Here is a 20,911-nt window from a genome sequence, read left to right as displayed (position 1 = left end):
GCTACTCCCGGTAGCGGAGCTGCCCGGACCGGAGCAGATCGGCGGCGAACTCGAAGCCGTACCCGTCCCGGCCGCGCCGGACCCGCCCCGCCGAGGGGGCCGGGAAGTGCGTCGGGAGCAGGACCAAACCCTCTGCCTCCGCAAGCAGGCGGCTCCGGACCCGTGCCGCCTCCCCCGCATCAACGCAGTACCTCGTGCTCAGCTCCGGATGCCGGATCTGCACCCCGTGGTGCATCGTGTCGCCGGCAAGCAGCACAGTCCCGGCACTGCCGCGCACCCGCACGCACACGTTCCCCGGCGTATGCCCAGCAGCGGGTACGAGTTCGGCGTGCTTGCCGACCACCGCGTCCGGGGCGACAAAACTGAGCTGTCCAGCCTGCTCGATCGGCAGCACGCTGTCGGTCAGGTAGTCCCCAGTCCGGCGCATCGCCGCCCCGCCGGCTTCACTCGACCAGTACCGGAACTCCTCCTCGACCACGAAGTGCGGGGCGTCCGGAAACACCGGTTCCCGCTGCACAGTGACGGCCCCGACGTGATCGGTGTGCAAGTGGGTGAACACCACCGCGTCGACGTCCGCGGGCCGCAGCCCGGTCGCGAGGAACTGTCGCATCCACCGGTCCGGCAGCTGGTCGAACTCCGCGCGCTGACGGTCCTTCCCCGCCCCGACGCACGCGTCGACCACCAGCACCTCGTCCGCCGAGCAGACGAGGAACGACTGGATGACGAAGACCAGCTTCCCCGCCGCCCGGTCGAACCACGGCTCCTGGGCGTACCAGTCGGACAGGTCCGGTTCGAGTCCTGGGAAGAACTCCCCGGGCTCGATCAGCAGCCGCTCGTCCTCGACGAGGGGAACGACCGCGACGTCACCGAGATCGAACCAGTGCGCCATCGCGTTCCCTCCTCGCCTTCGTCCGCACCCGGCTCAACCCGACCGCGCAAGCGATTGCGACCAGCACCGGAACGGCGGTCACCAGGACGATCGTCTGCGCCGACAACGCCAGCGCGAGCAGCAACCCCGCGACGCCCGGTCCGACGATCGACCCGATCCGCCCCAGCGCCGCGGCCCAGCCGACGCCGGTGGTGCGAGTGTGGGCGGGGTAGATCGAAACCGCGAGGGTCAGCTGGCCGATCTGCCCGGCCGTGACCCCGAAACCGGCACCGGCCAGCAGCACGAACAGCAGCGTCTCGCCGACCGGCACAGTCGCGACGAGAACCATGCACACCGCCCCGATCGCGGGCATCAGGATCAGCGCGCGGGCGATCCCGATCCGTGCGGCCAGCGGAATGAGCACCAGGCCGCCCGCGATCCCGCCCAGGGTGAGGAACGCGAGTCCCAGCGGGGCCTTGCCAGCCGCGAAGCCGTATCCGGTGAGCAGCGTCGGAACCCAGGAAATCAGCACGTACGCGGTGATGAAGATGAGGAACGAGAACGCCCAGATGAGCGACGTCGGCAGGCGCAGTCCCGGGCCGAACAGCCTGCTCACCTTGGCTTCTTGCTTCGCGCTGCTCTCCACCGACGGCTCGCGGGCGGGCAGCACCACGGCCATGACCGCGGCCAGCACCAACGGAGCCAGCCCGGCGACGTAGAAGACCCCGGCGGACCCGACGCTGTGCAGCAGTTTCCCGCCGAAGAACCCGCCGAGGCTGCTCCCGGAAGCGAGCCCGAGGGTCACCGCCACCGAGACCAGTTCCCGGCGGCCTTCCGCGCTGTGTTTCGTCGCGAGCGACACCCCGGCGGGCAGCACCAGTCCGAGGCCCAGCCCCGTGACCAGGCGTGCCGCCGCGAAGACCGGCATGGACTTCAGGTGCAGGATCGCGGCGGTCAGCACGGTCGCGCCCGCGAAGATCAGGACGCCGGTGAGCACGACGGACCGCGCCTTCATCCGGGCACCGATGTAACCCGCGGCCAGGTATCCCATGACGACCCCGATGTTGGTCAGCACCAACGGCAGGGTGAAGGCGGCGGGAACCGCACCCCATTCATGCGACAGCGTCGGGATCGTGAACGACAGTGCGGCGGTGTCGAAGCCGTCCAACAGGACAGCGAGGAAGCAGAGCAGGACGACAGGCCAATGAATGCTCTTGCTCATGGCGTGTTCTCCAGTGTCTGAAGGGAATTCCCGATCCGGACGCCGCTCCGCGGTCCTGACGAGCCCGATCGCGCGAATTCCGTCCACCACAAGCGCATTTGGGCACCGAGGCGTTCGACCTCGGCCCAGCTGGTGTCGCCCAGCATCGGGCTCCCCTGCCAGGATTCCGGAGTGCCCAGCAGGAACGGCAGTTCGAGACAGTGGATCGCGCCGTAGCCGCCGTGTTCCGGAGCCCAGTCGAATTCGTAGGAGTACGCGCCGTACTGCTGTGCCAGCTCACGCGCCGGACGACCGAAAAGCGGATCGGTCTGGTCCAGGATCGCTTGCCGGATCCCCTCGTCCGGCAGCCCGATCGCGAACGCCGCGCACTCCCGCGTGGTGTATCCGATCATCAAGTCCGGCAACGGATCGGACAGTCGCACGTCCAGATCGACCAGCCCGAACGGCGGCCGGGTCGACGTCGGATCCTTCGCGGCGTTCCATCGGAGAGTGCGCAGCTGCGCGGCCAGCAATTGGTCCACTGAAGCGGTGGCCGGGTCGCCGTCGACCGCGTCGGCGAAATACTGGCCGATCTCCAGCGCCGTCGCACGTTTCTGAATGATCCCGGGGTCCGGAGAACTCTGGACGATCGCCCTGCGGATCAGCGGACGACTGTCCGGTTTGGACAACAAGGCGAGCGTCGACAGCGCGCCGGCGGACTGCCCGAAGAGGGTGACATTACCCGGGTCACCACCGAAGGCCGCGATGTTGTCGCGCACCCATTCAAGCGCGAGCGCCTGGTCCGCCAGGCCGAGATTGCCCTCGCTGACGCCGTCGCAGACCAGATAGCCGAACGCCCCGAGCCGGTAGTTGACCGACACGACCACCACGTCGCCGTCCGCGGCGAGCCGTCCCCCGTCGTACCAGGGAAGGGTGCCGCCTCCGCTCAGGAAACCGCCGCCGTGCAGCCACACCAGCACCGGACGTGAGCCGGTCAGCGCAGGCGTCACGACGGCAAGGTTGAGACAGTCCTCGGACTGCGGCGGTTCATCCCGCGGCGGCCCCATCGCGGCTTCCAGACGCGAGCCGAGCTGCGGGCAGATCGGCCCGGGCAGGCTGGCGTCGGAGCGAGGCGCGGCCGGCAGCGGCGGCTGGAACCGCTCGGCGGTGCCGTACCGCACGCCGCGGAACCGCAACAGACCGTCGTCGCTGTGCTCGCCGATGACCGGACCGGACGGCGGCTGGGCAGTGACAGGCTGGCATTCGGTCATCTCGGCTCTCCTTTGAGCGGGTGTCCGGCACCTTCGACCCGCTGTCAGGCTAAGAAAGTCCGGAATGCCTGACCAATGCTCTTTGCCGCCCGAGACATGTTTGCCCGGCTATACCTCACCGCCCCACGCGGCTCCCCGCCTCGGCCCGCGCCACCCGCGGCGCGGGCTCGACCCGCCTGCCGCCGCCGGAGAAGGCGTCCGAGAGCTTCCCGATCAGCATTCCGAGCAGCGGAAGCCAGATCGGGCACAGCATCAGCACCAGCAGTGGTCCCATGATCTTGAAAATCTCGAGGAATCCGTGCATGCCCTCACGCCTTCTCGGTCTCGGCCAGCAGCGTCGCGAGCGTGCGCACCGCGCGGTGCTGCAGCGCCCGGATGCTGTTGGGGTTCTTGTTCATCGTTTCGGCGACCTCGGCGACGGACAGTCCGGCGAAAAACCGGAGCCGCACGCACTCGCGCTGCGGTTCGCTGAGGTCGGCCAGGCACCGCCGCAGCGCCGCCGCTTCGATGCGGGCCAGCGCGAGCCGGTCGGCTCCGCCGCAGAGGTCCGGTCCGTCGTGGTCTTTTCCGTCGAGGAGTTCACGCCGGTAGCGGGCCGACTTGCGGTGGTCGCGCAGCAGGTTGTCGGCGATCGTGTACAGCCACCCGGTGAACGAGCCGACGTCCGGTCGGAAGTCCGGCAGTTTCCGCCACGCGCGCAGGAAAGCTTCGCTCGTCAGGTCTTCGGCGACCGTCGCCGTCGGCACCCGCAGCCGCAGGTAGCGGAAGACCGGCGGCGCGTGTTCCTGGTAGATGACGGCGAACGCGGCCTGGTCGCCAGACCGCGCCCGCCCGAGCAGCTCCGTCTCCACCGGGCCTCAATCCTGCAGCCGCAACGCCGCGACCGGACACGCGCGCACCGCCGCGTCGACGAAGTGCCGCTCCGCCTCGGGCGGGGTCTCGTCGAGGACCTGCACCACTCCGTCGTCGCCGACCTCGAAGAACTGGTCGGCCATCGCTTCGCACATGCCGAGGCCTTCGCATTTGCCGTGGTCCGCGAAGATCTTCATCACGCCGCCTCCCGCACCACGGGCACGAAGTCGACCTTGTCGCGCACGCCGCAATCGGGGCACGTCCAGTCGTCCGGGATCTCCGACCACGCGGTTCCCGCGGCGAAGCCCTCCAGCTCGTTGCCCTCCGCGACGCGGTAGATGTAGCCGCAGCCAGGGCACCGCGCGGCGTCCACGTCGTCGGCCAGCTTCGCCCGGGTGTCCGCGACGGGTTCGTCCGTGGCAGCGGCGACGACCGGGTATTTCTTCAGCAGCGACGGGAGTTTGCCCGGCTGCACGTTCGCCTGCCGGATGTCGCCGTCGAAGTGCCGGTAGACCCGCGGATCCATCACCTTGCGGAACCACGCCGGGACCAGCGCGACGACCATCATCCCGGTGTAGCCGGTCGGCAGAACCGGGCTTTCCTTGAAGTCGCGCAAAGTCTGGAACCGGCGCGTCGGGTTCGCGTGGTGATCGCTGTGCCGTTGCAGGTGGTACAGCAGCACATTCGTCGCGACGTTGTTGGAGTTCCAGGAATGCGCCGGAGTGACCCGCTCGTACCGGGTCTTGGCGCCGTGGGTCACCTGCTTGCGCAGCATCCCATAGTGCTCCATGTAATTCACGATCTCCAGCAGTGAGAACCCGAACACCGCCTGAATCACCAGATACGGCAGGATCCCGACGCCGAGCCAGGCGATCAGCACACCCCACAGCACCACGCTCATCAGCCACGCGTTGAGCACGTCATTGCCGAGGCGGAACGGGTGAGTTTGCTTGCGGGCGTACCGTTTCCGCTCGACACCCCAGGCGCTGCGCAGCGAACCGAAAACCGTGCGCGGCCAGAACCGGTAGAAGCTTTCGCCCAGCCGGCTCGACGCCGGATCCTCCGGAGTGGCGACGCGGACGTGGTGCCCGCGGTTGTGCTCGATGTAGAAATGCCCGTAGAAACACTGCGCCAGCGCGATTTTCGCGGCCCAGCGCTCGGTGCTTTCCCGTTTGTGGCCGAGTTCGTGCGCGGTGTTGATCGCGATTCCGGCGACCGTGCCCAGCGTGATCGCGAGGCCGATTTTGCCGCCGACGGACAGTTCGCCGCGCGCGAGCATCCACGCGCCCGCCACGAAACCGGCGTATTGCAACGGCAGGAACAGGTAGGTGATCCAGCGGTAATAGCGGTCTTCCTCCAGCGCCTCCATCACCTCGTCCGGCGGGTTGGTGTGGTCGTATCCGGCGACGAGGTCGATCAGCGGCACGAGGACCAGCACCACGAGCGGACCGAGCCACAGCACGGCGTCGGATCCGGTCGCGGCGTGCAGTCCGATCGCGCCGAACGGCAGCAGCGGCACCACGAGCCCGAGCAGCCACAGGTGCCGCTTCCGGTCGTGCCAGGCGGTTTCGCCGTTCGGTCCGGCGAGGCGGTACTTCTTCATGGCGGCCTCCACGCGGGTCTGTCGTTTTCCTGAAGGTAGGAATTCGCGAGCGGCGGGACACTGTGCGCGAAACCGAAACGCTCGGCTGCGTTGGGTCTCGGGCACGAACCGGGCGTACGGTGCTGCCTGTGACGTCGACGGCTGCCGCCACGCTGGCCAAGGTCGCGGACTCGGTCCTGGCCGAGCTCGCGCTGCTCCGCGCGCGGATCGTGGCGGAGGTCTCCGCCGAACTGCCCTCGCTGGCACCGGACGCGCAGGCCGCCGAGCTGCTGGACAGCACGGTGCGAGAGAACCTGGTCGCCGCGCTGAGCGTGCTGGGCGGCGCGACCGAACCGGTCGACGTCGGGGCGCCGCCGGTCGCGTTGGAGTTCGCCCGGCGGCTGGCCCAGCGGCGGGTGCCGATCACCGCGATGCTGCGCGCGTACCGCCTCGGCCAGGCGGCCTTCCAGCAGGAGATGATCGCCCGGATCGCCGCCGAGCCGGTGGAGGCCGCGGACGTCGCGGTCGCCGCCACCGAGCTGTCGCAGGTCGCCTTCACCTACATCGACAAGATCTCCGAGGAGGTCGTCGAGGCCTACCAGCTGGAACGCGACACCTGGCTGCGCCACCGCAACGCGGCCCGGCTCGCGAAGGTGCAGGCAGCGCTGTCCGGCAAGCCTGTCGACGTCGCCGACGTCGAGAAAACCCTCGGCTACGCGCTCTCGGACCGCCACGTCGGCGCGGTGCTGTGGTGCGGCCCTGAGCTGGACGAAAGCACCCGGCTGACCACCCTCGAACGGCATGCGGCCCTGCTCGCGAACGCCCTCGGCGCCACGCCCCTGGTCGTCGCCCCGGACGCCTCGACCGTGTGGGCCTGGTTCCCGGTCTCGACGCTCGACCTCGACGCGGTGTCCGCCGCGCTCGCCGGCTCACCCGATCCGGTGCGCGTCGCGCTGGGCGACCCCGGCGAGCGGGCTGGCCGGGTTCCGCACCACCCACCAGCAGGCCCGGCAAGCCGAAGCCGTCGCGCAGATGACCGAGCGAACCCAGCCACGCCCGGTCACCGCGGCGGCGCAACTCGGACCGTTGGCGCTGGTCGCGGCGGATCCGTCGGCGGTCGCCGGCTGGGTCCAGTCTGTGCTCGGCGCGCTGGCCGACGACGACGAGGGGCACCACCGGATGCGCGAGACGGTGTGGGCGTACCTGTCGAGCGGGAGCAGCCTGATGGTCGCCGCGCAGGAGCTCCACCTGCACAAGAACACCATCCAGTACCGGCTGCGCAAGGCCGAGCAGGAACGCGGCCGTCCCCTGTCCGAGGGACGGATCGACGTCGAAGTGGCACTGCTGGCGTGCCGGCTGCTCGGTCCGGCAGTGCTCCGGCCGGTCGACTGATTTTTGTGCCGCGGGACCAGTCGGGTCCCGGCCTCCCGGTCCGCGGACCGATGCCAGCACGCGACCTGGCGGGAAGACTCCCGGGCAACGAGTTCGCCACCGCGTCTGCGAGGACAACGATGAACGACCCCCGCGAAGAAACCGACGTCCTCGTGATCGGCTCCGGCTTCGGCGGCTCGGTAGCCGCACTGCGACTGTCCGAAAAGGACTACCGAGTCACCGTACTGGAAGCCGGACCTCGCCGTACCGAGGAGACGCTGCCCAAAACCTCTTGGGACGTCCGGAATTTCCTGTGGGCGCCGAGACTCGGCTGCTACGGAATCCAGCGCATCCACCTGCTCCGAGACGTCGTCATCCTCGGCGGCGCAGGCGTCGGCGGAGGTTCCCTGAACTACGCCAACACCCTCTACGAACCGCCCGCGCCGTTTTTCGAGGACCCGCAATGGGCGCACGTCACCGACTGGCAAGCCGAACTGAAACCGCACTACGACCAGGCCCGCCGAATGCTCGGCGTCACCCAGAACCCCACTGTCACCAAAGCTGACGAGATACTCCGCGAAGTCGCCGACGACCTGGGCGTCGGGTCGTCCTTCCGGCTCACCCCAGTCGGCGTTTTCTTCGGCGACAAGAACACCCCCGCCGGAACCGCCGTACCAGACCCATTCTTCGGCGGCGCCGGACCAGCCCGCAAAACCTGCACCGAATGCGGTTCCTGCATGACCGGCTGCCGCGTCGGCGCGAAGAACACGCTAGACCGCAATTACCTCTACCTAGCCGAAAAACGCGGCGCGAACATCATCCCCATGACCACAGTGCTCGACGTCCGCCCCACAGACGGCGGCTACCTCGTCACCGCAGTCCGCACCGGAAAATCGCCGCGCCGCCGCAAAAACGTGCGCACCTTCTTCGCCCGCGACGTGATCTTCAGCGCAGGCACCTACAACACGCAGAAACTACTCCACCAAGCTCGCGAAACCGGCGCACTGCCCCGGATCTCCGCCAGCCTAGGCCGATTGACCAGGACGAACTCGGAATCCATCCTGGGCGCGAAATCGAAACGCAAGGACGTCGACTTCACCCACGGCGTCGCGATCACCTCGTCCATCCACCCCGACGAGCACACGCACATCGAACCGTGCCGCTACGGCAAAGGCAGCAACGCGATGTCGCTGCTGCAAACCGCCCTCACCGACGGCGGCAAACCAGTCCCGCGCTGGCTCACCTGGCTCGGCACGTTCGCCAAAAACCCGCGCAACCTCACCTGGTTCTCGCCGCGCCGCTGGTCCGAACGCACCATCATCCTGCTGGTGATGCAAACCCTCGACAATTCCATCACGGTCTCGAACAAACGCACCCGCACCGGACGGCGCAAACTGACGTCGAGCCCCGGCCACGGAGAACCAAACCCCACCTGGATCCCCGCCGGAAACGATGCCGCCCGCCGCGTCGCGGAGAAAATCGACGGCATCGCCGGCGGCACCACCGGAGAAATCCTGAACATCCCCATGACCGCCCACTTCATCGGCGGCTGCGCCATCTCCACCGACCCGGCAACCGGTGTCCTCGACCCATACCACCGCATCCACGGCCACCCAGGCCTCCACGTCGTCGACGGCTCGGCAATCTCCGCGAACCTGGGCGTCAACCCATCCCTGACGATCACCGCCCAAGCCGAACGCGCGATGTCCCTGTGGCCCAACCACGGCGAGGAGGACCGGCGGCCTCCGTTGGGCGCACCGTATGTATGCGTCGAGCCGGTGGTGCCACGGAATCCGGTGGTTCCGGCTGGTGCTCCCGGTGCACTGATTCCATCCCGAAATGCGCGAAGCAGCAAGGAATCCCACGACAGGGCAACTCGTTGAGGGGCGCACGCTGAGTCTCTCTATCGGCGCTGGGCAGCAGCGTTAGGAAACTTCGGCCGCCAACGGTTCGACCGGCGGGTCGGCACCCGATTCTGCACAGCAGAAGTTCCTGTCCGAGGCGATGGCGGCGGGCGACAGTACCCGGCATGCCGGACAGCCGGCATCCTGCCCTCCCCGCGACTGATCGGGAGCCGATGAACCAGCCGCACGATCTCGCCCCGGCCGCGAGACCCTCGACGCCGAGCGACCCCTCGGCACCGGGCACCACCGCCCGCACCTCCGCACTGGTCGCCGTCCTCTGCTGGACCATGGTGGTCATCGAGGGCTACGACGTGATCGCCTTCAGCACCGTCGTTCCCGACCTGCTGCACGGAGCGGTCAGCGGCTTCACCGCGGCCAACACCGGCTGGGTCGCGGCGGCGGTGTTCGCCGGGTCGCTGGTCGGTGCGCTGTCGTCCGGCTGGCTGGCAGACCGGTTCGGGCGGCGACCGGTCGCGCTCGGATCGGTGGCCGTGTTCACCGTGTTCACCGTCGCGTGCGGGTTCGCCGCGGGGCCGGTTTCGTTCGCGGTCCTGCGATTCCTCGCCGGAATCGGGATCGGGGCGATCGTGCCTGCGGCGTCGGCGCTCACGCTCGAGTACGCCGTGCCCCGCCATCGCACGATCGTCTACACGCTGACGCTTTCCGGCGTCCCGTTCGGCGGTCTGCTGGCCGCGCTGGTCGCGATCCCGGTGCTGCCGCATCTCGGCTGGTCGTGGATGTTCTTCTTCGGCGGCATCCCCGGCCTGCTGTGCCTGCCGGTGATCGCCGCGCGCCTGCCCGAATCGACGGTCGTGCGGCAGCGCGTGACCAGCACGGCCACCGGGATTTTCGCGAAGGGCTACCGGCTGGTGTCAGCCCTGTTCGCACTCGCGACCTTCTGCGGCCTGTTCGCCTGGTTCGGGCTCGCCACGTGGGTTCCCGGCATCATGACCGGCGCGGGCTACGCCCTGAACTCCTCGCTCGTGTTCCTGCTCGTACTGACCCTCGGCGCGGTCGCCGGCTCGCTGATCATCGCCGCAGCCACGGACCGGTGGAAGAGCAAACCGGTCGTCGTGCTGACCTATCTGGCGATGGCCGCCGCGCTGGTCGCGCTCTCGGTCCGGATGCCGCAAACCGCTCTGCTGGCCGGAATCGCACTCGCCGGCGCGGGCGGACACGGCGGGCAGATCCTGGTGAACGCCTTCGTAGGCCGCTCGTATCCAGCGGAAACCCGCGCGAGAGCCCTCGGCTGGACACTCGGCATCGGCAGACTGGGCACGATCGCAGGCCCAGTGGTAATCGGCGAAGTCGCGACGGGCCGCGACCCGCTGCTCGGTTTCCTGGTCTTCGCCGCGATCGCCCTCACAGCGGCGGGACTGCTGGCGATCATGCCGCGCACCGCGGCGTTTCGCGCACAGGAGGGGCGCTAGGAGCCGGGCCGACGAAAGGCCGGGCCGGGCGTGTTCGCCGACCGCGCGGCGCTCGTACAGCACCCTCCAAAGCGAAAGCTCTCCGCCGTCGCCAGGGCTCCCAGACCCGATGATGTGACCACAATGCTCACCCGGCACTGCCAGCCAGAGCGTGCTGCGCGCGACTCTGCTGGCAGCTAGACTTCCGAACACGTTCCGAATACTATGGAGCCATGAGCCGCACAGCAGACCTCTCCGTGGCCACTCGGCGCTCCTCGGATCTGAGCAAGCACTCGGCCGAGGTCTTCGCTGAGGCCGAAGACCACCCCGTGACGGTGACTCGCCGCGACGGCGAGGCGCTGGTCTTGATGTCGAAGCGGGAGGCTGAAGGCCGCTCGCGGCTGCTCGACTTCGCAGCTCAGCTCATCACCGTCACTCTTGACGACCAGGGCACACTGGCTGACCGTATGGCCAAGGTTTTTCCGTGGATGCTGGCGCTCTCGCCTGCGGACCGGGCATCGTGCGCTCAGGACCTTGTCGACGCGGCGCGAGCATCCTTTTCGACCGATCAGCCGCATCTGGCGATCGCCGAGCTGACGTCCTGGAAGGAAACGGCTACGGCCGTCGCTGCAGGGCTCGGCCGCGCTGACCTCGAGTGGCTCGACGAGGATGAAACCGTGGAGCGTCCCTGACCGTGGCCGCCGCCAAGAAGGGGGAACTGGTCCCGCGCCCGCCCAAGAAGATCGAGTACGAGATCCGCTTCGCCACCACTGACGCGCTCAAGGGCTGGCGGGATCTCGTGGCCACCATTCGCAATGCGATGGCGGACACCTGGGACTTTCTGACGCGAACACCAGAGGCCACGACGCCAGCGAATTACCGCCTGAAGGGCGAACTGGGTACCGTCCAGCGTGGCGGTAAATCCTATGAGCGCTGGCAGCACAAGCCAACGGTAGGAGGGTCAGCTCGAATCTGGTTCTATATCTCAGAGCACACTGTCTATCTCGAGCAAGTGCATACGCATCATCCGAACGAGACCAAGTAACCGCACCTTCGCCAAGCCACAAGTTCGAGTCGGTCTGCTCGATCATCACTGATCGCCTCCTTGCCGACCGGCATGGTGCGCAGTACCGCGTACCGGCGGCCGCACTCGGCGGCTCGGCCATCGGTTGTCCTTGGGCATCCTCTACCCAGGCGTGTATCCGGACGGGGTCATCGGGCGGTCTAGTCGACCGCGCAAGACCGACCAATGCACTTTCGTTCCCCTGAACAACGCACCCGCCCGCTGCGGCAATGGCCCCTTACCCGGCCCTCAGGACGCGCCCGGACCTAGCGAAATCTTGTGACCTCACCGCCCTCGCGGCGACGTCGAGCAATCCGAACAGTCGCGAAAAGCCGCAGCTCACAACCGGAGCCGTCTTGTGAGGATGCTGGATGTGCCCCCGACGGGGTTCGAACCCGCACTGGGTCGATTTTAAGTCGACTGCCTCTGCCAATTGGGCTACGGGGGCCCACCCACCCTAGCGAACCCGCCCCCGCACACGACAAAGCCGGGCCGCCCGAAGACGACCCGGCTTCATCGGAAAACCGCTCAGCCCTTGCTGGCCCGGTTGAACTCTTCCTTCGGGTTGTTGATCTGCCCCAGCGAGATGACCTCGCGCCGGAACAGGCCGCCCAGCATCCAGTCGAACAGGATGCGGATCTTGCGGTTCCACGTGGGCATCGCCTTGAGGTGGTAGGCGCGGTGGAAGAGCCACGCCGGGAAGCCCTTGATCTTCAGGTTCAGCGCGTCCGCCACGCCCTTGTGCAGGCCGAGGCTCGCGACCGCGCCCAGGTTCTTGTGGAAGTAGTCCTTCGGCTGTCCGCCGCGGATCACCTTGATGATGTTCTTCGCCAGCAGGCGGGCCTGGCGGACCGCGTGCTGGGCGTTCGGCGGGCAGGTCGCCGTCGGGTCCTGTTCGGTGCGCGACAGGTCCGGGATGGCCGCGTTGTCGCCCGCGGTCCAGACGTCCGGGTGGCCGACCACCTGCATCGCTGCGGTGGCCTCGACGCGGCCGCGCTTGTCGAGCGGCAGGTCCGAGCCGGCGAGGACCGGGTTGGCCTTCACGCCCGCGGTCCAGATGATCGTGTCGGTGTCGAACTCGGTGCCGTCCGAGAGCACGACGTGGCCGTTTTCGAACGACTTCGCCGCGGTCGACAGGTAGACCTCGATGCCGCGCTTCTCCAGCTGCTGCACCGTGTACACGCCCAGCGTCTCGCGCACCTCGGGCAGGATCCGCCCGGCCGCCTCGACCATCACCCAGCGGATGTCCTCCGGCTTGATGTTCGGGTAGTAGTTCTCGACCGCGAAGCGGGTCATGTCCTCGAGCTCGGCCAGCGCCTCGATGCCCGCGAACCCGCCGCCGACCACGGTGAACGTGAGCAGGCGCTTGCGCAGCTCGGGGTCGAGCGTGCTGGCGGCCTCGTCCAGCTTGGTCATGATGTGGTTGCGCAGGTAGATCGCTTCGCCGATGGTCTTGAAGGCGATGCCCTCCTCGGCGAGGCCGGGGATCGGCAGGATCCGCGCGACGGCGCCGAGCGCGACCACGAGCACGTCGTAGTTCAGCGTCTCGATGTGGCCGTCGGCCGCTTCGACCGTGACGGCCTTGCGCTCGTTCTCGATCTTCGTGACCCGCGCGGTCAGCACGTGGCAGCGCTTCAGCACGCGGCGCAGCGGCACGACCACGTGCCGCGGCTCGATCGCGCCGGCCGCCGCCTCGGGCAGGAACGGGGCATAGGTCATGTGCGGCTGCGGGTCAACGACGGTCACGGAGGCCTCGTTGGCGCGCAGCATCTTCTGAAGCCCGTACGCGGTGTACAGGCCGACGTATCCACCACCGAGGACGAGGATCCGAGTCGGTTCCGACTTCGCAGCAGCCATGTACCTATAGTCGCACTTCCGAAGCGGCTCCGCTCGGGTACCCCACCCCGCTGTGACCAGCATCGCCACGCTGGTTGTCACGATTCAGATGAGCCCAGCCGCCGAGGCCGCGGCGGTGAACGCGCTCACCACCATGGGCTGTGTCACACGACCGGTCTGGACATTGCGCGGTGACACGTGGTAGCAGCCGAACACCGCAAGGTCGCCGACCTGCATCCGGGCGCCATGCGCGAAGGCCGGACGCGGTTTCGGCACCGGCCAGCCGGCGGCGGAAAGCACGGGCAGCAGCGCCTGCCAGCCGAACGCGCCGAGCACGACGATCGAGCGCAGGGTCGGGCGCAGCAGGTCCAGCTCGTCGGCCAGCCAGTGCCGACAGTTGTCCCGCTCAGCGGGGGTCGGCCGGTTCTCCGGCGGCGCGCAGCGGACCGGCGACACGAGCCGGGTGCCGCGCAGCGTGAGGCCGTCGCCGATGGCGGCGGACACCGGCTGGGACGCCAGACCGACCTCGTACAGCACGCGGAAGAGGAAGTCGCCGGACGGATCGCCGGTGAACATCCGGCCGGTGCGGTTGGCCCCGTGCGCGGACGGCGCGAGCCCGACGACGGCCAGCGCGGCGTCCTCCGCGCCGAAACCGGGCACCGGCCGCGCCCAGTACTCCTGCCCGGCGAACGCGGCCTTCGTCCCCGCCACGCCCTCGCGCCATTCGACGAGCCGCGGGCACGCGCGGCACCGCACCAGCTCCGCGTCGAGCTCGGCGAACGTGCGCATCGATCTCCTCCGCTTGGTGTGCTGCCACGGTAACGCGGGATAGGTTGGGGCCATGGCCGACACCACCGCGGACGAGACCGCCGAGAAGACCAAGGACGAGGAGACGAAGGCGGCGGAGCCCGTCGACGACCTCGTCACGACGCAGCACACGCTCACCGTCAAGCGGCGCAAGCTCGCATACACCGCCCAGACCGGCCGGATCGTGCTCCGCCAAGAGGTCAAGAAGGACGGCAAGTCCGAGGGCCACCAGGCCAAGGCCGAGGTTTTCCTCACCGCCTACACCCTCGACGACGCCGACCCCGGCACGCGACCGGTCACCTTCGCCTTCAACGGCGGCCCCGGTTCCTCCAGCATCTGGCTCCACATGGGCCTGCTCGGACCGCGCCGGGTGCTGTCCGGCGACGTCAACGACCCGGTGCCGCCGCCGTACGGGCTCGAGGACAACCCGGAAAGCCTGCTCGCGCACAGCGACCTGGTGTTCATCGACCCGGTCCAGACCGGCTACTCGCGGGTGACCGAGGGCGGCGAATCCCAGCCGTACACCGGTTTCCAGGGCGACGTCGAATCGGTCGCGGAGATCATCCGGCTGTGGGTTTCGCGCAACCAGCGCTGGCTGTCGCCGAAGTTCCTGGCCGGCGAGTCGTACGGCACGCTGCGCGCGGCCGCGCTGGCCGGGCATCTGCAGGAGCGCTACGGCCTGTACCTCAACGGCCTGATGCTCATCTCGTCCGTTTTGGACCTCGGGACGCTGCGGTTCCACGAGGGCAACGACCTGCCGTACTCGCTGTTCCTGCCCACGTACGCGGCGATCGCGCACTACCACGGCAGGCACGGCGAACGGCCCCTCGACGACGTGCTCGCCGACGCCGAGGACTTCGCCTCGAAGGAACTGCCGTGGGCGCTTTCCCGCGGCGCGCGGCTGTCCACTCAGGACCGCACCGAGGCGGTGCAGACGCTGGCGTCGCTCACCGGGCTCAGCGAGTCCTATGTGGACCGGGTGAACCTGCGGATCGAGCACGTCCGGTTCTTCACCGAACTGCTGCGCGACCAGGGCAAGACCGTCGGCCGGATGGACGGCCGGTTCACCACGTGGGAACCGGACGGCGGCGTCGAGCACATGAGCGACGACCCCTCGGTGTCGCGGATCATCGGCGCCTACTCCGCCGGGTTCAACCACTACGTGCGCGCCGAACTCGGCTACGAGAACGACCTGCCGTACGAGATCCTGTCCACCGAGGTGTTCAAGGCCTGGTCCTACAAGGAGTTCGAAGGCCGTTCGGTGTCCGTTGTGGACACCTTGAGCGCGGCGATGCGGGCGAACCCGCACCTGCAGGTCCATGTCGCGTTCGGACACTACGACGGCGCGACGGCGTACTACGCGTCCGAGTACGTGCTTTCGCAGCTGAAGATCCCGGAGGAACTGCGGGAGAACATCGACACGGCTTACTACCCGGCCGGGCACATGATGTACGTGCACGAACCGTCGCGGGTGCAGCAGTCGAAGGACCTGGGCAAGTTCGTGAAGAAGGCGTCCAACCGCTGACCTGGTGAAGTGCCTATGCCGGTGCTCACCGGCATAGGCACTCACAACCAGTCGTGCTCCCGCGCATACCGCGCCGCCTCGTGCCGCGTTCGCGTCTGCGTCTTCTGCATCGCGTTCGACAGGTAATTCCGCACCGTCCCCTCCGCCAGGTGCAGCTGCGTCGCGATGTCCGCGACCGAATACCCTTCCCGCGTCGCCCGCAGCACGTCGATTTCCCGCACGGTCAACGGACAATCGTCCACCACCGCGAGCGCCGAGACGTCCGGGTCGATCCAGCGTTTGCCCTCGTCCAGCGTCCGGATCACCGCCGCGATGTGCGCCGGCTCCGCCGATTTGCTGACGAACCCCTGCACACCGAGCTTCAACGCCTTGCGCAGCACACCCGGCCGCGCGTGCCGGGTCAGCATCAGGATCACCTGCTCCGGCCGTTCCCGCCGGATCCGCGCGACCGCGCCCAGACCGTCCACATTGGGCATCTCCAGGTCGATCACCAGCACGTCCGGCCGATGCTCCACAGTGGCCCGCACCGCCGCATCGCCGTCTTCCGCCTCGGCGAGCACGGTGATCTCGTCCTCCATCGGCAGCAACGCGGCCATCGCCTTGCGGAGCAGGGCTTCGTCGTCAGCTAGCACTACCGTCGTCATCGCTTCTCCGGGAAGGCCGCGGCCGTCACGAATCGGCCGTCCTTCTGCTCCACGGTCAATTCTCCGCCCTCGTCCGCCAGCCGGTCCGCCAAAGTGGACAGTCCACTCAGTACCGGCTCCTCGCGGTCCGGAACGCCGTCGTTGACGATGCTGATCCCCGTTTCGGTCAACGTGATCCGCACCTGCCGGGCTTGCGCGTGCCGGAGGATGTTCGTGGCGGTCTCGCGCAACACCTGGCCGAGCAGTTCGTCCGCCCCCGAACCGACCTCCGCGAGCCGTTCGACCCGCACGTGGATTCCCGCCGCCTCGAAGAGATTCTTCGCGTTCTCCAGTTCCGCGGACAGATTGAGCCTGCGCTGGGCGTAAGCGAGTTCCTTGGTCTGCACGATGGTTTCGCCGACCAGGGTGTGCACTTCGCGCAATTCCTCTTGCGCGCGTCCGAGATCCCGGTGCAGCAGCTTCTCCGCGAGCGCGACCTTCAGCTTGACCACGTGCAGCGTGTGCCCCTGGATGTCGTGCAGCTCGCTGGCGAACCGGACGCGCTCCCGGACCACCGCCAGCTCGGCTTCCTTCTCCCGGGACTCCTCCAGTTCCACGACGAGGTCGTAGAGCTTCTGGCTGGCGAACATGAACACGGTCGACAGCGCCGCGGCCAGGGCCGGGGCGACGACAAAAGCGAGCAGCCGCCCGCCGACCTTGTCGTCGTACACCAGCAGGTTCGTCGCGCCGATCGCGCCGGTCAGCACCGCGAGGCCGACCAGTGCCGCGAACCGGTGCCGCACCAGCGGCGGGATCAGGAACGACCCGACCATGGTCAGTCCGTAGAACGCCGCGCTCTTGTCGCTGAGCGCGCCGGCGAGCCAGACGAACGCGGTGAGCACCAGACACGGACGCGCGACGCGGAGGAAGTCGCCGGCGGTCCAGCGTTCCGCGGTCACCACGGCGGCCAGCAGCCCGATCACCTGGATGACGACGTGCCACCAGGTCTTCGACGCGAACACCACCAGCAGCAGCCCGACGAACACCAGCGGCGGCATCACCGTGATGAGGTTGAGCCGTCGCAGCCGGTCCTGGACCACGCTGCTGGCCCAGGCCGTGCGGCGAGTCCACGGAGGACGGATCTCGATCATGGTGCTCCAGCTTCGGCCACGGGATTCGGCCCCAGCATGCCGCAGCCGCCGAGGGCCCACCAGTGACGCAGTGTCATGTCTTCGGCTGACGTGGCCGCACTACTCCCGACCAGCGGATCCGGCTGGAATCGGAGCATGTCCACGACCCCAGTCATCGCAGTCGACCGGCTGAACCTCACTTACGGCGACTTCCAGGCCGTGCGCGATCTGTCGTTCCAGGTCGCCCGCGGCGAACTGTACGCGTTGCTCGGCACGAACGGCGCCGGGAAGACCTCGACGCTGGAGACCGTCGAAGGCCACCGCAAACCCAGCTCCGGCTCCGTGCGAGTGTTCGGCAAAGACCCGCGCGACCGCGCTTCGGTGCGTCCCCGGATGGGGATCATGCTGCAGGAAAGCGGCTTCTCACCGGACCTGACCGTGCGCGAGTCGATCCGGCTGATCGGCAGCCTGACCCAGCGCGACGACAACGTCGAGCGGCTGCTCGGCATTACCGACCTCACCCGCAAAGCCACCACCAGGGTGTCGCAGCTGTCCGGCGGCGAGAAGCGACGGCTCGACTTCGCGACCGCTGTGTACGGGACACCGGACCTGGTCTTCCTCGACGAGCCGACCACTGGTCTGGACATCCAGTCGCGCGACGCGCTCTGGGACGCCGTGGACCGGCTCCGCGAGGAAGGCACCACCATCGTCCTGACCACGCACTACCTCGAGGAAGCACAGCAGCGCGCCGACCGCATCGGCCTCATGCACCTGGGCACGCTCAACCGCGAAGGCACCGTCGCCGAACTGACCCGGACGCTGCCCGCGACCATCCGCTTTGGACTTCCGTCGCACGCTCCGGTACCGCCGCTGCAAGCGACCCGCGAAGAGGACGGCCGGTTCCTCATCGAGACCTTCGGACTGCAGAAAGACCTGCACACCCTGCTCGGCTGGGCAGCGGACTACGCCGTGGAACTAGCCGAACTAGAAGCCGGACCGACCCGGCTGGACGACGTCTTCCGCGCCATCAGCAACGCGTAATCACCGAAAGGCTTTCCCATGCTCTCGATCGCCCGCGGCGAACTGATCCAGCTCTTCCGGAATCGGCTGGTACTGGTCACTTCGTTGATCCTGCCCGTCGCCTTCAGCGCTTTCTTCATCTCTCGACACGAAATCTTCGCAAAACTCGGCAGCCTCGGCTACATCGCGGCACTGACGCTTTTCTTCATTACCGCGATCGGCCTGTACACCACCACCGTCACCACTCTCGCCGCCCGACGGCAGAACCTCTTCCTCAAACGCCTCCGCTCCACCGCAGCGAGCGACTCCGGCATTCTCGTCGGCCTGCTCCTGCCGATCACCGCGATCACCACGATCCAGGTCGGCGTCATCCTCGCCGTGCTCGCCGCGGTCACCGGCGCGCCGAAGAACCCGCTGCTGCTGGTCGTCGCGGTCGTCGCCACCATCGGCATGATGGTCGCGCTCGGCCTGGCCACCGCCGGTCTCACCAACTCCCCGGAGCACGCCCAGGTCACCACGCTGCCCATCACGATCGCGGTTCTCGCGGTAGCAAGTTGGATCGGAATCACCGGAACCGAACAGCTGCCCCTGCTGAAACGCCTTCTGCCCGGCGGCGCGGCCACCGAACTCGTATTGAATTCCTGGAATGGCGGAACCTCGGCAACCGGCTCGCTAGTCCTGCTCGGCCCGATCGCGGCGTGGCTGATTCTCAGCGTTACGCTGGCGACCCGGCTATTCCGCTGGGAACCGCGCCGCTGACCCCTTCCGGTGCCGAGGAGATCGGAGTAACGTCGGCGGCGTTCTGGATCATCGACGCGGCCGGGGGTCGGCCTGACCAGCGGTCGAACGTCCGCGAACACAGCTTTCGTGCATTTCCCTTCAGTTTCCTGAGTTCGCTTGTTCTCAGCAAAGGACGGAAACCCGTGCGAAAACAATTGCTCGCCGTACTGGCGGCCGCCGCGCTGACGGCGACCGCCGTTCCCGCCCACGCCTCCCCGGCGAAATCCACGGTGAACTGGGGCGCGTGCCCGGCCGACGTCGCGTCTCCCGGCTTGCAGTGCGCGTCGCTGGAAGTGCCGCTGGACTACCGGCATCCCGACGGGAAGAAGATCAGCCTCGCGATTTCCCGCCTGCCGAGCACCGACCCGGCCAAACGGCGCGGAATCCTGCTGTTCAACCCGGGCGTACCCGGCGAACCCGGGCTCGCCTTCCCGCCGACCTGGGCGCGGATCGGAGTGCCCGCGAGCCTGCTCGCCGAGTACGACCTGATCGGCTTCGATCCGCGCGGGGTCGCCCACAGCACGCCGGTGAGCTGCGATCTCGCTCCGGAGCAACTCGCCTTCACCCCGAAATACGCGCACAACCGCGAAGAAGTCGTGCAGGCCTCGACGGCCGCGAAGCAGATCGCCCGGCAATGCGCCGCTTCGGCGTCCGCGGCGATCCTGCCCTACGTCACCACCGCGAACACCGCCCGCGACATGGACCGGATCCGCGCCGCGCTCGGCGAGCAGAAGATCTCCTACTTCGGCCTGTCGTACGGCACCTACCTCGGCGGGGTCTACGCCTCGCTGTTCCCGGGCCAGACCGACCGCGTCGTGCTCGACAGCGTCGCCGGGCCGACCGGCGTCGACCTCACCACCGCCCGCCGGTTCGCCGAGGGAATGCAGGACCGCTTCCCGGACTTCGCGAAATGGGCCGCGGTGCGCGCTTCGACCTACGGCCTCGGCAGCACTCCCGCCGAGGTCACCGCGACCTTCTTCAAACTCGCGGACAAACTCGACCAGCACCCGGCCGCCGGCCTCGACGGCTCGCTCTTCCGGCTGGGCACGCACAGCCTCACCTACCAGACGCTGACCTTCCCCAGACTGGCCCAGACGTGGCAAGCCCTCCTCAACGACCAGCCCCCGCCCGGCTCGCTGCTGCCGCCCGCCACGGGGCAGGAACAGAGCGAGCGGGCGACCATGCTGTCGGTCCTGTGCGGCGACAACTCCTGGCCCCGGACGATTTCGACCTACCAGCGGAATGTCGTGGCGGACCGGGCCGCTTATCCGATGCTCGGCGGCGCGACCGCGAACGTCTGGCCGTGCGCGGCCTGGCCATACCAGCCCGTCGAACCAGCCGTGCAATTCAGCGACCAGGGACCGTCGAACCTATTGCTGGTCCAGAACATGCGCGACCCGGCGACCCCACTGTCCGGTGCCCTCGAGACCCGTGAGGCGTTCGGCGACCGGGCCCGAATGGTCACTGTGGACCAAGGCGGCCACGGCGTCGGACTCCCGTACCTGAACGGCTGCGGTTTCAACGCCGTCGCTGACTACCTGGTAAACGGAATCCGCCCGGCGACGGACAAATTATGCGGTGCCGAAGTGGGTGTCGAGTCGCTTACTCCGCAGCAACAGGAGGTCGCGAGCAAGCTGGCAGAGCGGCTGCGGCAGTACTGAACCGCCGT

The 20,911-nt window shown here is 68.2% G+C and carries 21 protein-coding genes and 1 tRNA gene; 9 read left to right on the top strand and 13 right to left on the bottom strand.

The genetic code is table 11. The annotated features are described in order from the left end of the window. Window position 1 precedes the first annotated feature (1 nt). From DMP23_RS40085 to DMP23_RS48145, 8 genes are all read right to left on the bottom strand, one after another. Entirely contained in the window at window positions 2-889 is an 888-nt protein-coding gene (locus tag DMP23_RS40085) for an MBL fold metallo-hydrolase (protein WP_337824084.1), read from the bottom strand. Then, entirely contained in the window at window positions 864-2,090 is a 1,227-nt protein-coding gene (locus DMP23_RS40080) for an MFS transporter (RefSeq protein ID WP_337824083.1), read from the bottom strand. Before DMP23_RS40080 ends, DMP23_RS40085 begins: the two co-directional genes overlap by 26 nt. After that, window positions 2,087-3,340, bottom strand: coding sequence for a carboxylesterase family protein (locus tag DMP23_RS40075; protein WP_337824082.1), 1,254 nt, complete (start codon window positions 3,338-3,340; stop codon window positions 2,087-2,089). Before DMP23_RS40075 ends, DMP23_RS40080 begins: the two co-directional genes overlap by 4 nt. A gap of 115 nt (window positions 3,341-3,455) precedes the next feature. Further along, entirely contained in the window at window positions 3,456-3,644 is a 189-nt protein-coding gene (locus tag DMP23_RS40070; protein WP_337824081.1) for a hypothetical protein, read from the bottom strand. A gap of 4 nt (window positions 3,645-3,648) precedes the next feature. Then, window positions 3,649-4,191, bottom strand: coding sequence for an RNA polymerase sigma factor (locus DMP23_RS40065; RefSeq protein WP_337824080.1), 543 nt, complete (start codon window positions 4,189-4,191; stop codon window positions 3,649-3,651). Window positions 4,192-4,197: 6 nt separating this feature from the next. Further along, on the bottom strand, window positions 4,198-4,389 hold the full coding sequence (locus DMP23_RS40060) for a ferredoxin (protein ID WP_205670195.1): 192 nt from the start codon (window positions 4,387-4,389) through the stop codon (window positions 4,198-4,200). Beyond that, complete coding sequence (locus DMP23_RS40055) at window positions 4,389-5,795, bottom strand: fatty acid desaturase (RefSeq protein WP_337824079.1); 1,407 nt, start codon at window positions 5,793-5,795, stop codon at window positions 4,389-4,391. Before DMP23_RS40055 ends, DMP23_RS40060 begins: the two co-directional genes overlap by 1 nt. Further along, window positions 5,792-6,577 carry a hypothetical protein gene (locus DMP23_RS48145; RefSeq protein WP_443111320.1) on the bottom strand — a complete coding sequence of 262 codons (786 nt, stop codon included), beginning with the start codon at window positions 6,575-6,577 and terminating at the stop codon, window positions 5,792-5,794. The genes DMP23_RS40055 and DMP23_RS48145 overlap by 4 nt, the downstream gene beginning before the upstream one ends. Here DMP23_RS48145 and DMP23_RS48140 point away from each other — a divergent pair. The 5 genes from DMP23_RS48140 (at window position 6,576) to DMP23_RS40035 (ending at window position 11,503) form a co-directional block, all read left to right on the top strand. Continuing rightward, window positions 6,576-7,166 (top strand): PucR family transcriptional regulator, encoded by a 591-nt coding sequence (locus DMP23_RS48140; protein ID WP_443111319.1) that lies wholly within the window; start codon window positions 6,576-6,578, stop codon window positions 7,164-7,166. The two genes, DMP23_RS48145 and DMP23_RS48140, sit on opposite strands and share 2 nt — an antisense overlap. 119 nt (window positions 7,167-7,285) lie before the next feature. Beyond that, window positions 7,286-9,028, top strand: a complete 1,743-nt coding sequence (locus DMP23_RS40050; RefSeq protein WP_337824498.1) for a GMC family oxidoreductase — start codon at window positions 7,286-7,288, stop codon at window positions 9,026-9,028. A gap of 146 nt (window positions 9,029-9,174) precedes the next feature. Beyond that, window positions 9,175-10,479 carry an MFS transporter gene (locus tag DMP23_RS40045; RefSeq protein ID WP_337824078.1) on the top strand — a complete coding sequence of 435 codons (1,305 nt, stop codon included), beginning with the start codon at window positions 9,175-9,177 and terminating at the stop codon, window positions 10,477-10,479. Window positions 10,480-10,691: 212 nt separating this feature from the next. Next, window positions 10,692-11,150 (top strand): prevent-host-death protein, encoded by a 459-nt coding sequence (locus tag DMP23_RS40040; RefSeq protein WP_337824077.1) that lies wholly within the window; start codon window positions 10,692-10,694, stop codon window positions 11,148-11,150. Between the two features lie 2 nt (window positions 11,151-11,152). After that, a complete protein-coding gene (locus tag DMP23_RS40035; protein ID WP_337824076.1) occupies window positions 11,153-11,503 on the top strand; it encodes a hypothetical protein in 351 nt (116 codons plus the stop codon). A 392-nt stretch (window positions 11,504-11,895) separates the two neighbouring features. Here the strand turns inward: DMP23_RS40035 and DMP23_RS40030 are convergent. The 3 genes from DMP23_RS40030 to DMP23_RS40020 form a co-directional block, all read right to left on the bottom strand. Next, window positions 11,896-11,969 (bottom strand) — tRNA-Leu (locus DMP23_RS40030). 80 nt (window positions 11,970-12,049) lie between these two features. After that, window positions 12,050-13,378: an NAD(P)/FAD-dependent oxidoreductase gene (locus tag DMP23_RS40025; RefSeq protein WP_037820285.1), complete on the bottom strand. Its 1,329-nt coding sequence runs from the start codon at window positions 13,376-13,378 to the stop codon at window positions 12,050-12,052. Window positions 13,379-13,462: 84 nt separating this feature from the next. Further along, window positions 13,463-14,146, bottom strand: a complete 684-nt coding sequence (locus tag DMP23_RS40020; protein ID WP_037820283.1) for a uracil-DNA glycosylase — start codon at window positions 14,144-14,146, stop codon at window positions 13,463-13,465. Window positions 14,147-14,198: 52 nt separating this feature from the next. On the opposite strand from DMP23_RS40020, the gene DMP23_RS40015 reads away from it, so the two are divergent. Beyond that, the gene (locus tag DMP23_RS40015; RefSeq protein WP_043836594.1) at window positions 14,199-15,689 is read left to right on the top strand and encodes a S10 family peptidase; all 1,491 of its coding nucleotides are present in this window, start codon (window positions 14,199-14,201) and stop codon (window positions 15,687-15,689) included. Window positions 15,690-15,730: 41 nt separating this feature from the next. On the opposite strand, the gene DMP23_RS40010 is transcribed toward DMP23_RS40015, so the two are convergent. Continuing rightward, window positions 15,731-16,333 (bottom strand): response regulator transcription factor, encoded by a 603-nt coding sequence (locus DMP23_RS40010; RefSeq protein WP_337824075.1) that lies wholly within the window; start codon window positions 16,331-16,333, stop codon window positions 15,731-15,733. Continuing rightward, on the bottom strand, window positions 16,330-17,463 hold the full coding sequence (locus tag DMP23_RS40005; protein ID WP_337824074.1) for a sensor histidine kinase: 1,134 nt from the start codon (window positions 17,461-17,463) through the stop codon (window positions 16,330-16,332). Before DMP23_RS40005 ends, DMP23_RS40010 begins: the two co-directional genes overlap by 4 nt. A 135-nt stretch (window positions 17,464-17,598) precedes the next feature. On the opposite strand from DMP23_RS40005, the gene DMP23_RS40000 reads away from it, so the two are divergent. The 3 genes from DMP23_RS40000 to DMP23_RS39990 all read left to right on the top strand — a co-directional run bounded on the left by DMP23_RS40000 (window position 17,599) and on the right by DMP23_RS39990 (window position 20,903). Next, window positions 17,599-18,483, top strand: a complete 885-nt coding sequence (locus tag DMP23_RS40000; protein WP_337824073.1) for an ABC transporter ATP-binding protein — start codon at window positions 17,599-17,601, stop codon at window positions 18,481-18,483. Between the two features lie 18 nt (window positions 18,484-18,501). Continuing rightward, window positions 18,502-19,221, top strand: coding sequence for an ABC transporter permease (locus tag DMP23_RS39995; RefSeq protein ID WP_337824072.1), 720 nt, complete (start codon window positions 18,502-18,504; stop codon window positions 19,219-19,221). 164 nt (window positions 19,222-19,385) lie between these two features. Next, complete coding sequence (locus DMP23_RS39990) at window positions 19,386-20,903, top strand: alpha/beta hydrolase (protein WP_337824071.1); 1,518 nt, start codon at window positions 19,386-19,388, stop codon at window positions 20,901-20,903. Window positions 20,904-20,911 lie beyond the last annotated feature (8 nt).

Source organism: Amycolatopsis sp. A1MSW2902 (assembly GCF_017312175.1).
Taxonomy (GTDB): domain Bacteria; phylum Actinomycetota; class Actinomycetes; order Mycobacteriales; family Pseudonocardiaceae; genus Amycolatopsis; species Amycolatopsis nivea.
The sequence above is the reverse complement of the archived record's forward strand: the minus strand, read 5'-3'. Positions and strand labels throughout refer to the sequence as shown.

Bases quoted from the DNA above. Each gene is read 5' to 3' on its own strand.
- DMP23_RS48140 (WP_443111319.1), top strand. From the start codon at position 6,576: ATGCGGCCCTGCTCGCGAACGCCCTCGGCGCCACGCCCCTGGTCGTCG.
- DMP23_RS48145 (WP_443111320.1), bottom strand. From the start codon at position 6,577: ATGCCGTTCGAGGGTGGTCAGCCGGGTGCTTTCGTCCAGCTCAGGGCC.
- DMP23_RS40005 (WP_337824074.1), bottom strand. From the start codon at position 17,463: ATGATCGAGATCCGTCCTCCGTGGACTCGCCGCACGGCCTGGGCCAGC.
- DMP23_RS40050 (WP_337824498.1), top strand. From the start codon at position 7,286: ATGAACGACCCCCGCGAAGAAACCGACGTCCTCGTGATCGGCTCCGGC.
- DMP23_RS40085 (WP_337824084.1), bottom strand. From the start codon at position 889: ATGGCGCACTGGTTCGATCTCGGTGACGTCGCGGTCGTTCCCCTCGTC.
- DMP23_RS40020 (WP_037820283.1), bottom strand. From the start codon at position 14,146: ATGCGCACGTTCGCCGAGCTCGACGCGGAGCTGGTGCGGTGCCGCGCG.
- DMP23_RS40060 (WP_205670195.1), bottom strand. From the start codon at position 4,389: ATGAAGATCTTCGCGGACCACGGCAAATGCGAAGGCCTCGGCATGTGC.
- DMP23_RS40040 (WP_337824077.1), top strand. From the start codon at position 10,692: ATGAGCCGCACAGCAGACCTCTCCGTGGCCACTCGGCGCTCCTCGGAT.
- DMP23_RS39995 (WP_337824072.1), top strand. From the start codon at position 18,502: ATGCTCTCGATCGCCCGCGGCGAACTGATCCAGCTCTTCCGGAATCGG.
- DMP23_RS40000 (WP_337824073.1), top strand. From the start codon at position 17,599: ATGTCCACGACCCCAGTCATCGCAGTCGACCGGCTGAACCTCACTTAC.
- DMP23_RS40015 (WP_043836594.1), top strand. From the start codon at position 14,199: ATGGCCGACACCACCGCGGACGAGACCGCCGAGAAGACCAAGGACGAG.
- DMP23_RS40025 (WP_037820285.1), bottom strand. From the start codon at position 13,378: ATGGCTGCTGCGAAGTCGGAACCGACTCGGATCCTCGTCCTCGGTGGT.
- DMP23_RS40080 (WP_337824083.1), bottom strand. From the start codon at position 2,090: ATGAGCAAGAGCATTCATTGGCCTGTCGTCCTGCTCTGCTTCCTCGCT.
- DMP23_RS40045 (WP_337824078.1), top strand. From the start codon at position 9,175: ATGCCGGACAGCCGGCATCCTGCCCTCCCCGCGACTGATCGGGAGCCG.
- DMP23_RS40010 (WP_337824075.1), bottom strand. From the start codon at position 16,333: ATGACGACGGTAGTGCTAGCTGACGACGAAGCCCTGCTCCGCAAGGCG.
- DMP23_RS40070 (WP_337824081.1), bottom strand. From the start codon at position 3,644: ATGCACGGATTCCTCGAGATTTTCAAGATCATGGGACCACTGCTGGTG.
- DMP23_RS40055 (WP_337824079.1), bottom strand. From the start codon at position 5,795: ATGAAGAAGTACCGCCTCGCCGGACCGAACGGCGAAACCGCCTGGCAC.
- DMP23_RS40075 (WP_337824082.1), bottom strand. From the start codon at position 3,340: ATGACCGAATGCCAGCCTGTCACTGCCCAGCCGCCGTCCGGTCCGGTC.